Below are 12143 nucleotides of genomic sequence, written 5' to 3'. Positions count from 1 at the left end.
AACTGGCTTAATCAGCAGGCACTAATTATGTACGGCGGACAAATGTATCATTCTCCAATTCCTTCCATGCCTCCTGCAGTTCTTCCCGGGTATTCATAACAACAGGGCCGCCCCAGGCCACCGGTTCGTTTAATGCTTCGCTGCTCATGAAAAGCACCTGTGCCGGCTCCTGTAAACTCTTTATTGATACACTGGTTCCTGATGAGAGTTTAGCGGCAGTTTTTTCTTCTACAACGATTTCTCCGATCATGATTTCCCCCGTAAGCGTAAAGAGCATGACAGAACGATCCGATTCTGTGGTAAGGGTAATCTCGCTTCCTGCGTTGAGGTGGATATCATAGTAGTCAAAGGGAAGATGTGTCCCTGAAAAACCGGATTGTTCCTGATATTTCCCGGCAAGAAGTCTGAGCATCCCGCCTTTCAGGGGAATCTCCGGAATCTCTCCGTTCTTGATGCTGTGATAGCGGGGCGATGTCATCTTCTCTTTTGCCGGAAGATTGAGCCAGAGCTGCACACCCAGCAATCTTTCAGCCGCCGGAAGAAGTTCTTCGTGCAAAATCCCCGAGCCAGCAGTCATCCACTGAACCTCTCCGCTGCTGATTGTATCAGAATGCCCAAGGCTGTCCCGATGCATCATCTGCCCGGAAGAAACATAACTGATTGTCTCAATTCCCCTATGAGGGTGCATGGGAAACCCTGCGGTGTAATCGGGCGGATTGGTGCTGTCAAAAGAGTCCAGCATCAAAACAGGATCAAATTCTTTTACAGTATCAGGTCCTAAAACACGCACCAGATGGACTCCGGCTCCGTCTACCGCCGGAGAGCCTTTTACCTGATATATTACTTTTCTTTCCATGTTCCACCTCCAAATTTCTTTAATAGTTTTAATAGTTCGCATTTTTCATCATTGGTCCAATTGTGCATGGATTCAATAATCATAGCTTCGTTTTCCGGATAAACCTGCTGAATCAGGCTGCTTCCCTGCTCTGTAATGTGAAGAATACATTTCCTCTTATCGCCGGCATCAGGCAGACGAATCAGAAGTCCCCTTTTTTCCAGATTTTTTATAATAACTGGAATGGTCCCGCTTGTGCTGAGAATCTTTTCCTGAACTTGTCCGATGGTCAGATCGCCTTTGTGAAAGAGCGCTTCCAAAACAGCAAACTGCCCCATGCTCAGCCCATAACATTTGACAATTCTTGTTGTCCTCCGGTCTATTTCATTACTGACACGGTGAAGTCCGATCAAAATTTTTAGTTCAATCGCGTCCATTATCATACCTCCTTTATCTCTACATAGATATATAATACTCTAGTTAGAGATAAAATACAAGGGAATAGTTTTTTTATTTTATAACGTTCCAGATACCGCAGAATAAAGGGGAAGATTCCAACGGAGGCAAATATAAAAGCGGACATGGACATTTGATGAAAACACATAGTTCATACAGACGAATAGCGGCAGCACCCCCAATATAAGGGACGCTGCCGCTATTCGTCTGTATAAAAGATATTTCATAACTTTGAAGGGACTGGACCGCTACGACATTTCAATAAATTCTAAATCTAATTTCTTTTAAGCACCTCCGCATCATTCAAACAGCTTCGCCACCACCTTTTGCTTTTTTAAAGTGCCGTCAGACAGTAAATAGAAAAACTTCTGCTGCCTTTGCACCCTATGTTCATCCCTGCTGCCCCTCATACTGCCACGGAACATACGGCAATATTCCCCAGGTAATCTCATCCGCATAATGCACCTGAGTATGAATCATAGAACGGTAATCCGCAGAGGTGGCCGCATTTTGAGTAAACCGCCGTTTCTTTGGGTAACGGTTTACGGTTCGGCTTTTTCTTTATCTGTATCAGCCGCTTCACCTCTTCAAGCTGCGCAGGCTCCGTTACATCAATAAATATCCACTTCCCATCATGATATGTTTTTGCATCGTCATAATAATTGAGGATATCCTTTGAAAATTCATCCCGCCGGGCTTCAAAGACCTCCCGCTCTTTTTTCCCGAAAATAATTAAAAAGGTAAATTTATCTTCGTGTGTGTAGACGGTAAGGATAGTTTTCTGCCCCTGTTTAAATTTCAGTTCATCCCTGCCATCCCCGATTTCATCAAGCCTGTATTTTCCCCGCATAAATACCATAGTCTCATGGCTGACCTTTTCAAGGTTATTCATTCCACACCTCCATAAACCGCCTTTTTATTAAATTTATTGTAACACAAAAATCCCGGCGGAAAACCGGGACTTTCTCTTAAAATTATTAATTCATGTTCCATTGGAGAACACTTCTATATTTTACTGTGGTTCTTTCTGTCCGACAAGAATTTCCGCCACCTGTAAATCGGATCTGTCAGGATCCTCGACCAGCAGATCGGAAATCCTTTTTACATAATCGGGATCCATCTCCAAAATTTCCGCTATCTTCTCTGAATCAAGACCTCTTCCTGCCTTTTTACGTATGATGGCTACAATTTCAGCTTTTCCTTCAGCTTTTCCATCGGCTTTTCCTTCCCGATATTCGCTTGCACGGATTTTTTTCATTTCCTCTTCTTCGTTATATTCAAAAATTGACACCGCTATCACCTCCGCTTTCTGTGACGACAGGAAGTCTTCCAGAATTCCTTCTTTGATGCATTCCGCCACTGCCCGTTCCACCGCTTCCCCAATCCGCATCAGCTTCGCATATTTCCTGACCCGATCCACGTATTGGGCATACTCCCTCAGTGTCCGGCTTTTGTCCATCAGCTCCTTGTTATGGCCAAAGTTGATGTTCAGCATGAGGACCTTCAACTCCAGTTCCGGTTCCGCCGTCTTTTTTTCAAAGGCATCCGATAACCGCAGGGTCTGCCTGTCCGGCTGCACATCCGTACCATTGTAAAATACAACGAATCTGGGCACCGGTATTTTTACCAGGGCAGAAGAATATATCGTATCATTCCGTGTGTATTTTTCAAGCTGCCTTGCGATATAAACCAAATCACGCAGCGGCATGTTGGGATTATACGAGGACTGATGCTCATACAGATTCAGCTCGGAATCCAGCAGGAATGAGCTGTCGTTCTTAAAATTCATGTATATCGCATTTTCCAGTGTATAAATTGTCAGCTTCTCCGGGCTGTTATATGCCGAGTCATTCAAGGCATTATACAGCTCCAGCAGCTCCTTCTTCTCCCGAAACAGCATTCGGAATACCGTATCCTTCTGGTTTCTTACTACGTGCAGTTTTTCTGTCATAAGCTGCTCCTTTCTGCTTTTGTTCGGAGCGGCTTTCCCATTCATCCGCCCCTGCTTTCTTTGTTGGATAATAAGCATAGAGTTTCTGAATTGAGATTTGTAAACAGATGGCACATGACCAAGATTTATTAGAAAATTATGCTTGCGTTTATTTTATCACGGTTTTCCCATGTATTCAACTGTTCCTGGATTTATGTTTGTGTCAGGTAAACGTTGGCAAATTTTCTATTGTTTTTCTAAAATGATATTTCTTCAAAGAGAACCGGTATGACTTTCTTACCCTCTGTCTGGTCTGCATCCATCTGTTTTACTGCATGTAATTCTTCTCCATCAATCCGTTCCAAGGCGTTGCATCATGTTCAGGGCACCACCGGCACTGATGCCCTGACCACAGGTGCTACTGATTTGTTCCGTAATCCCCCTGGCAAGTTTGCACACATAAGAATCAAAGACCCCGCTGCAAGTAACGGGGTCTTTGACCCTCGCGGCAGTCGCCAAATATCCATGCAAGCATGGCTACTTGGCTCGTTGCTCGCGGGAATAAATTTTTTTCTCTAACTCCTTGAATGATATAAGTTCCTCGTTTACAATAGTATTCATCTCACAGTTTCCTTTCCATGTTTTTCTCGACAATTAACATCATAAAGAAAAACTGTGCGGTTGGGAAGTAGCGATTTATTCTCTGCTTCCTATTTTTGTTAACATAACTAAAATATCTTATTCTATTTGCCAACTATAATTTTACACTAACTTCGTTGTACTGCTATGATATAATCCCAGGATAATACAAACTCTACGCTTCGTGGGTGTGATTACCCGGCCACTTATCATATAATCCTTCCAAGAAAGGCGGTGTCGGCATGAATCAGGTAAAAACAGGCAGATTTATTGCTGAAATGAGAAAGCAGCAGAATTTAACCCAGCGTGAATTTGCTGATATTCTTGGCATCAGCGACAAAACCATAAGCAAATGGGAATGCGGCAACGGAATGCCCGATTTGTCCTTGATGCAGCCGGTTTGTAAAGTTCTGAAAACAGATCTTAACGAATTGTTTTCAGGGGAAAGGCTGACCGATGCTGATTACAAAAAGAAAGCAGAGGAAAATATGATGGCGCTTGCAAAAGAAGCGGAGATAATGAAAAAGAACATTGTCGGCGGCAGGGTTTTAGGTAAGGTGGATAATGTGGAAATGGAGGTTTCCGAAGCGCATAAAACAAATAATGAGTTTTGGAGCACAATAGGCAGTGAGTTCCTGGGGGCGACTGCCCTGCCGGACTGGGGCAGTTTTTTCCCCTCAGAAGACAAATTGCATCTGCTTGGAAATCTTTCCGGAAAAAAAGTTCTTGAGATTGGCTGCGGCAACGGCCGTTCATTAAAATATGCCGCTGATAATGGGGCGGCAGAACTGTGGGGGCTGGATATATCTGCAAGTCAGCTTGGACGCACGAAAGATTTTCTTGAAGCGCACAAAATCAATGCAAAGCTCGTCTGCTCCCCCATGGAGGATAAATGCGGGCTGCCAGCTGATTATTTTGATTTGGTATATTCCGTTTACGGTATAGGCTGGACTACTGATTTGGATAAAACCTTTCAGAATATCCATTCCTATTTAAAAAAAGACGGCGTATTCGTCTTCGGTTGGTCACATCCGATACATAAGTGTGTTTCGGTGGAAAACGGCAGACTTATTTTCAGTAATTCCTATTTTAATGAAGAATGGTATCGCGCTGAAATGAGTGACAAGGAGATTATGCTGTCCAACCGTATGTTGAGTACGTACATTAACGCTTTGGCCGATAACGGCTTTGTCATCGAAAAGCTGACGGAACAGACCGACAGAGAAAAAGCGATGGCGGCAGAGGATGATTTTGGAAGAAAGGCATTGATGCTGCCCACGGTTTTTGTCATTAAAGCGAGAAAATCATCCTAACCAGGATTTGAACAAAAAAGAACTTAGGAGAACAGGGCAATGCCCTATTCCCACTGAAACCACCGGATTCCTACGCCAATACAAACCACAGCAATCACCGCCATCACAATCACCGACACCAGCACGTTTTCCGCCCCCAGCCCAAGGGAAGCGGCCTTCAGCAGCTTGATTCCCTGCGTTAACGGCAGAATATCCGCTGCCTTCTGCATGGCCGCAGGCATTACCTCATAAGGAAGGGTAGCCCCGGAGAAAATCAACATGGGGAAATACAGAACGCTGGCAATCACCCCCGCCATTTTGGTATTCGGGGCAACCCCGCCCACCAGCATGCCGATGCTGAACATGGACACCAGCACCAGCAGATAGCCTCCGGCAAAGTTGAGCACCGACCCGCGGAACCTATATCCGAAGAAAAGTGCGGCCGCAAAATACAGCAACAGCAGGGACACCACGGCGTAGAGAGTATAGATTGTCACCTGCACAAACAGCAGCATGGCCGGGCTGACCGGGGTTACCTGATATCGTTTCAGTATTTTTCTGCTGCGGTAATCCGAAATTACCAGCGGCAGGCCCATAACACCGCCGGCGCAGATGGAAATTGAAGCCAGCGCACCGAAGGATTGCTCCAGGAAGCTGTATCCGGCGCCTTCAAAGGCAGGTTTATCGCCATAAATGATTCCCAGAATAACCAGGACCACCAGCGGAACACAGATCGCAAAAATGACCATGTCCATCCCGCGCAGCGACAGCTTCAGTTCAGTTTTCAGCATGGTTTTAAATGTTTTCATGGGCCGTTTCCTCCTCATCCGTATACCAAAGGTATGCATCCTCAAACTTCTCACAGGGACTTTTTTCCACCGCCTCGGAAACTGTTCCGTAAAAGACGCTTTTTCCCTTTTTTAAAATGCAGATACGATCGCACAAAGCCTCCACCTCGTCCATAAAATGGGAGGTCAGAAAGATGGTCAGGCCCTTTTCCTTCAAATCGGAAAGTATTTTCCATACCTCCCGGCGGGCCTTCGCATCCAGGCCGGTGGTCAGTTCGTCCAGAAAGACCACCTCCGGATTGGGAATCAGCGCGAGGACGATGAAAAGCCGCTGTCTCTGTCCGCCGGACAGATCCTTTACCAGGCTTTTTCCCTTATCCCCAATCCCAAACCTTTGTAGCAGCGCCGCAGGATCCGACGCATCCCGGTACAGGGATGCAGTTACCTCACACAGCTCCGCCACTCTGATCTGCTCCTGATAATTGCTCTCCTGGAACTGAACGCCTGTTTTTTCAAAAAGCGCCTTCCTGTCCGCCGTGGGGCTGCTTCCCAATATGGTGACGCTTCCCTTTTCCGGCTTTTTCGTGCCCAGCATACATTCAATGGTTGTGGACTTTCCCGCACCGTTTGCGCCAAGCAGCCCGAATACCATGCCGCGTGCCACAGACAGGCTCAGGCCGTCAACCGCCCGGAAGGCGCCATAGGATTTGGTAAGCTGTTCCACCTTGATTACTTCCTGCATATCATTGCCTCCTCTTCGTATTTTTACAGGGACAAGGATAGCACGGAAGCAAACACTGGTGGTTAACTGGAGGGTTTTCCAAACCTTCTTTTCATATTCTGCAACATGCAAAGCATCTGACATGCATTTTCCTCTGCAGATGTCAGGGAGGTTATCAGCTTATCGCACACCGCGATGATTTCCGCATCAGGTCTCGGTGTGTCCAGCGCTTTTCTTATGTCCAGATCCGGATCTTCGGCCAACTGGCTGAGCATGGATAAAATAGCCTCCAGGGAATAATTCGCACATCTTAAGGAGCGGATGATTTTCAGCCGTCTGATATCCTCCTCCGTATAAATCCGGTACCCGTTTTTTCTTCGTTTTACAGTCAGGAGGCCGTTCATTTCCCAGTTTCTCAAGGTATCCATTGAAATATTCAGTTGTTCTGACACCTCCTTGCGTTTTAAAAAGCAGGTGTTCCCGCAGCTTTCCCCATGCAGAATCTGTTTTACGCTTTCAATGGCTTCCTCCGCATTGGCAATTTCAGTTTTGACCTGGTCTATATATTCCCGGGTAAGCTCCAGCGCCGTATCATAATCTCCGGCGGCGGACACTTTTACCATATGAATTATTTTTTTCCTCAGCCCATTCTGCATTACCTCAATTTGAAAAGCAAGCCTGGCAAGACGGAACTGTTCCACATGCAGATCGGTAAAAACCCTGTAGCCGTTGCCCTGTCTTTGGGGCCTGGAAATCAGTCCCAGCTCCTCATACAGCCGCACCGTATTGGGATGTATCCCGATTTTTTCAGAAACTTCCGATGTCCTGTAGGTATTCATTGCAGCGCCTCCTTACGGTATTACCTTAGCATAACCGGAACAGTCTGGTGTTATAATGGAGGGTTTCCGGGAGGAGCAGAAAACCTGATGCAGCAGACGCGCCGCATCAGGTTTTCCCTTCCGTCACAGTTTATGTTCTCTTAAGAATTGGTTCTGCAGGGATTCTTCCTCCATCTGCATCAGTTCAATCCGGTTGTTGTCCGGATCATGGGTCCAGCACTGCCAGTTTTTATCCAGCCCCTGGGACACGGGCGAATCCAGTACGGCTCCAGCCTTTACAATCTGCTCCGCGGTTTTGTTAATATCCTCAACCTCAAAGCAGATGTGGGAATAACCGATGTTGCCGTCCTTATATTCCTGAGGGTTAACCCCTCCGTAGAATAATTCGATGAACTGGCTGCCGCCGGCATGGAGGTATACAATCCACGGCTCCCCTGTCACCGGATGCGCCATCTCAAACGCTTTCTCAAAGCCGAAAACATCATGGTAGAACTGAACCGCCTTATCCATGTCCGACACATTAAATGCTGCATGTGCCACCCCTTTAACCTGTTTTTCCATAAAAAATACCCTCCTTTTATATTTACGGCCCGCCGTAATACTGCGTGGCCTTTATAACAGCCTGAATTAAATACTCATTTTCCCCTGCCTCGGTTGCAGATAATCCACTCATCCAATGTAAGCGGCTCGTAATCGGAATACATGCAAAAACAATTAATCATATTACTGGGGATTTTCTGCTCCTCCCCATCCGGATTTTTGGATGGATATCTTATCGTAATCTCCCGGAACATCTCAACCAGCCGCTGGTCGTGGGTATCGTGCACATGGCCGTAAAGCATATAGGTTCTGGGGTTCCCGTCCTTATCCAGAAGATACTGTCCATTGTAACACATAATCGGATAATGGCACAGCACCACCTTCCGCTTATTGTCATTCAGCTCCTCATAGGGCTTTATCCACTCAAACCGGGCGGAATTATAATGCTTATCCACAAGGAACTGGTCATGATTCCCCAATATCAGGTAAAGGCGGCCGTTCAGCCTGTCAAGCAGCCGGTTTGTTTCCTCCGCACTTCCCGCCGACAAATCCCCTAATATAACAACTTCATCATTCATCCGCACCTTATGGTTCCACCGTCTCAGCATGTATTCATTCATTGCCTCCACGCTTTCAAATCCCCGCTTATCCATCTTATAATTCAGCGAATTATGATAAAAATGCGGATCCGCAATATAATACCTCAATACGCAGTCCCCTTTTTCCGATTATTTTACAAACCGCTCTTTCCATATCCTGCAGTATTCCGCAAATTCCCTGTCCTCCGGATTCACCTGCAGCACAAACTGAATTCTTCCAAGGACAGAACATATATACCTCTGCTCCTCCACCGCATTCCCGGTCTCCTCCCTCAGCCTTTCAAGATGCCCTGTTACGCCATATTTCATGCAGTAATAGATTTCCTGCCGCAGTTTTTTACGGTAATCCCTGGAGACCTGGGGCTTTTCATTGACCACAATTCCCGTCACACTCTGGCGTACGCCGTCCTTCAGGAGCTTTGTTTTCTTTTCATTTAAGGAAAATCCCATCGCCTCCAGATAGCTTTTTACCTTATGATAAACAGCGGCGGGATCAAAATCTCCGGAAAAGGTCATGTCATCGCAGTATCTGGTGTATACGATCTGTCTCGCTTCACACCAGCGCCTCATGGATTCATCAAAGGGGCGCATCACCAGATTGGAGATGGCCGGGGAAGCCGGAGAGCCCTGGGGCAGGCGTTCCCGGCAGCAGCACAGGTTTGCCAGAAGCGCGGCGGCGGCCGGAGGAAACAGCGTATCCGGGAAGGCGGCGCTGATAACCCTGGGAAAGAGAATACTGTCAAAAAAATGGCTGATATCCAGCTTGAGCACCTGCTTTCTCCCGGTATGCGGCCCGGCATTGGCCAGGATGTCCGTGCCTTTCCGATAGGCCCTGGCGCAGTCCGATACGGGCCTTTGCTCCAGCACATGGTGCAGGATATTGCGCTGCACGGCCTTCAGTAGGCTGCAGGGAACCATAAGCGTCCTTGTCCCGCCATCCTTTTTTGTCAGAATCTCCTTATGGTAATTCTCCGCACCACGGTTGCTGAGCATATAAAGACAGGCAAGCTGCTTTTCCCTGCTCATACCGGCGCTGTGAGGGACAAGATCCAGCGAAAGGATAAAGTCCTGGCATTGTTCTTTGGTACAGTATTTCCAAAGTTGCGAATTTGACATACAGGAGCCTCCTCCTTTCGTGAAAAACAGGGACAATAAAAATACTTGACAGCATGGAAAATATTTTCACGGTAAAAACCAAAAAGAGGAACCGCATGTGAGCATCCCATGCAGTTCCTCTTTTATCCTCACGCGTTGCTCATAGCTTTGATAAGCCGGACGGCACAATACACCGATACCGTAAGCTGCGGAAATGTACAGCCGAAGGCGGTGTGCACACGGAAGTGTGCGGATGTACTTTGGAGCGGATTACGGGTGCAGTATTCTGCATGCCCACTGTTTCTAACTCCCGGCGGGGACTCCCCGTCAGGCCGGAAAATATTTTCCCGGATATGCTGCCGGCCGGCTTTTGTTTTATTCTAGCACAGTCCGTCAGGTTTTACCATCTTGTTTTACATCTGCTGCTCAGTTCGCCATCATTATACTTCACGCCCCGGGCATCGGCCGTTGCTCTATTTTGAAACCATTCCGGGCACTCCCCCTGCTTGTTCTGTTTTCCCCTGAAACTGGCTCTTTTTATGCGCCTCCTGCATACAATAGGGTATTATGTAAAAAAAGGTGATATCCTATGGCACAGGTTTCCAATGAATCCGAACTTTCGGCAGCGCTTGCCGGAACAGACCCTTCCATTCAGCTGACGGCCGACATCCCTGTTACAAAACAACTGGAAGTCGGCCGTGACGTTACCATAAGCAGTCTTTTCCCGGATGTTTTTGCTCTGACGAAAGCCGCCGGCCACAGCCAAAACCTGTTCCGTGTCGCATCGGGGGCTTCCCTGCATCTGAACAACATTATTCTGGACGGGGATATGGCTTCCCATCCCGCATCCGACAGCACCAACCGTTCTCTGATCTGCGTAAACGGTGGCTCTCTCTATCTGGAGGACGGCTGTATCCTGCGGAACAATTATTCTGCGGCGGAAGGCGGCGGCGTCTGTCTCCAGCCTGCCCCCGCCCTGGCCAATTTACTTGTAATGAACGGCAATTCCCGGATTACAGGCTGTGTGTCCAAAACCTCCGGAGGCGCTGCCGCCATGTTTCCCGGGACCTCCAATGATCGTATGGAGTTTTCAGATCACGCAGTCATTGCGGACAATTCGGCGGCAAACGGCGGCGGCATCTGCTGCCACTCCCTCACATCGGGCGCAGGCATTTCCCTGACCATAGGCGATGAGGTGAGAATTACCGGGAACAGCGCTTCTTCCTCCGGCGGCGGCATCTTTTTTTCCGGCTATCGCGGCGGCGGGGCGGCATCCTCGCTTCTGAAGCTTACAGGAAGCATGTTGCTTGCCGGGAACAGCGCATATCATGGCGGAGGCGTTTACTTCTACAGCGCCAATGCGGGAGATCGGCTTGAAATATCCACCACGTCTCCGATATCGGCAAACAGGGCCTCCAATAACGGCGGTGCAGTCTGTCTGACAGCAGTTTTGCAGCCCGTCTCCATCAGCATCGACGGTACCGTATTCAGGGAAAATACGGCCGGTACAGGAGGAATGCTTTATCTGCTTTCCGACGCAGGTTTTTCCCTCTCCGCCCAAAACAGCAGCTTGACAAAAAATACAGCCACCACAGACGCCTCCGGCAGTGGCGGCGGTTTGTGGCTTCAGAACCGCTCCCTGGCACACCCCTCCGAAATCCATCTTCAAAGCTGTCTGCTGGAGGGAAATCAGGCCTCGGCCTCCGGCGGGGCCATTGCTTTGTACGCCGGCCTGTCCGCCTGTTCCTTCACTGCCGCCGACAGCAGCTTCCTTTCCAACTGCTCCTCCGGCAGCGGCGGCGCTATCCTCCTGGGAAGCGAGGCCGAAACCTTTTTTCTCTCGGATGGCTGCCGTTTTGCGGAAAATGAGGCCGGCAACAGCGGCGGCGCCATATATTACAGCAGCGGCAGCACCGGAACCGTCCGTTTTATAAATTCCAGGCTGCTCTCCAATACGGCCGGTTACGAGGGCGGCGCCCTCCGCCTCTTTTCCGGCAGCGGGACGCTGGATACCTCCGTGGAAAACAGCACATTTTCAGGCAATACCGCTATCAATAACAGCGGCGGCGCTATCTGGAACGGAGGAGGCGGCGCATCCCTTTTGATTACAGATGCGTCCTCCATCACTAATAATACCTGCCGTATCGGCAACGGGGGCGGTATTTACTGCAATACGGCAAACGGAACGCTTACGCTTCAGGGCAAAGTGCTCGTCCAAAATAACCGGGCCGGTGCCAAAGAAAATGGTTTCGGTGGTCACGGCGGCGGCATCTGCTGTATTCCGGGGCGGCTACTTATCCGGCCGGGAACGGATATTTCAGAGAACAGCGCCCTGCAGTCCGGGGGCGGCGTCAGCCTGGCGGAAGGCTCCATGCTGGATATGTCGGGCGGAAGCATACACTCCAATAC

At 48.4% G+C, this 12143-nt stretch carries 12 protein-coding genes; 2 read left to right on the top strand and 10 right to left on the bottom strand.

Annotated features, from left to right (window positions below; genetic code table 11):
- Positions 1-25: 25 nt before the first annotated feature.
- The 4 genes from HMPREF1548_RS02815 to HMPREF1548_RS02800 form a co-directional block, all read right to left on the bottom strand.
- On the bottom strand, positions 26-856 hold the full coding sequence (locus HMPREF1548_RS02815; RefSeq protein WP_021634208.1) for a pirin family protein: 831 nt from the start codon (positions 854-856) through the stop codon (positions 26-28).
- Positions 841-1272 (bottom strand): MarR family winged helix-turn-helix transcriptional regulator, encoded by a 432-nt coding sequence (locus HMPREF1548_RS02810; protein WP_025487730.1) that lies wholly within the window; start codon positions 1270-1272, stop codon positions 841-843. Before HMPREF1548_RS02810 ends, HMPREF1548_RS02815 begins: the two co-directional genes overlap by 16 nt.
- Positions 1273-1739: 467 nt before the next feature.
- Positions 1740-2183, bottom strand: coding sequence for a DUF3788 family protein (locus tag HMPREF1548_RS02805; RefSeq protein ID WP_021634204.1), 444 nt, complete (start codon positions 2181-2183; stop codon positions 1740-1742).
- A gap of 120 nt (positions 2184-2303) precedes the next feature.
- Positions 2304-3242, bottom strand: coding sequence for an RpnC/YadD family protein (locus tag HMPREF1548_RS02800; RefSeq protein ID WP_157065622.1), 939 nt, complete (start codon positions 3240-3242; stop codon positions 2304-2306).
- 860 nt (positions 3243-4102) lie between these two features.
- On the opposite strand from HMPREF1548_RS02800, the gene HMPREF1548_RS02795 reads away from it, so the two are divergent.
- Positions 4103-5173: a methyltransferase domain-containing protein gene (locus HMPREF1548_RS02795; RefSeq protein WP_021634201.1), complete on the top strand. Its 1071-nt coding sequence runs from the start codon at positions 4103-4105 to the stop codon at positions 5171-5173.
- 44 nt (positions 5174-5217) lie between these two features.
- Here the strand turns inward: HMPREF1548_RS02795 and HMPREF1548_RS02790 are convergent, their stop codons facing one another.
- The 6 genes from HMPREF1548_RS02790 to HMPREF1548_RS02765 form a co-directional block, all read right to left on the bottom strand.
- Complete coding sequence (locus HMPREF1548_RS02790) at positions 5218-5961, bottom strand: ABC transporter permease (RefSeq protein ID WP_021634200.1); 744 nt, start codon at positions 5959-5961, stop codon at positions 5218-5220.
- Positions 5948-6682 carry an ABC transporter ATP-binding protein gene (locus HMPREF1548_RS02785; protein ID WP_021634199.1) on the bottom strand — a complete coding sequence of 245 codons (735 nt, stop codon included), beginning with the start codon at positions 6680-6682 and terminating at the stop codon, positions 5948-5950. The genes HMPREF1548_RS02790 and HMPREF1548_RS02785 overlap by 14 nt, the downstream gene beginning before the upstream one ends.
- Positions 6683-6744: 62 nt before the next feature.
- Positions 6745-7500, bottom strand: coding sequence for a MerR family transcriptional regulator (locus HMPREF1548_RS02780; RefSeq protein WP_021634198.1), 756 nt, complete (start codon positions 7498-7500; stop codon positions 6745-6747).
- A gap of 123 nt (positions 7501-7623) precedes the next feature.
- Positions 7624-8061, bottom strand: coding sequence for a VOC family protein (locus HMPREF1548_RS02775; protein WP_021634196.1), 438 nt, complete (start codon positions 8059-8061; stop codon positions 7624-7626).
- A 74-nt stretch (positions 8062-8135) separates the two neighbouring features.
- Complete coding sequence (locus tag HMPREF1548_RS02770) at positions 8136-8747, bottom strand: metallophosphoesterase (RefSeq protein WP_035320765.1); 612 nt, start codon at positions 8745-8747, stop codon at positions 8136-8138.
- Positions 8748-8768: 21 nt separating this feature from the next.
- Positions 8769-9755 carry a reverse transcriptase family protein gene (locus tag HMPREF1548_RS02765; RefSeq protein ID WP_021634194.1) on the bottom strand — a complete coding sequence of 329 codons (987 nt, stop codon included), beginning with the start codon at positions 9753-9755 and terminating at the stop codon, positions 8769-8771.
- A 568-nt stretch (positions 9756-10323) separates the two neighbouring features.
- On the opposite strand from HMPREF1548_RS02765, the gene HMPREF1548_RS29800 reads away from it, so the two are divergent.
- On the top strand, positions 10324-12143 hold a 1820-nt coding region (locus tag HMPREF1548_RS29800), incomplete at its 3' end, for a hypothetical protein (RefSeq protein ID WP_021634192.1).

Origin of the sequence: Clostridium sp. KLE 1755 (assembly GCF_000466465.2) — a bacterium.
Classification (GTDB): Bacteria; Bacillota; Clostridia; order Lachnospirales; family Lachnospiraceae; genus Eisenbergiella; species Eisenbergiella porci.
The sequence above is the reverse complement of the archived record's forward strand: the minus strand, read 5'-3'. Positions and strand labels throughout refer to the sequence as shown.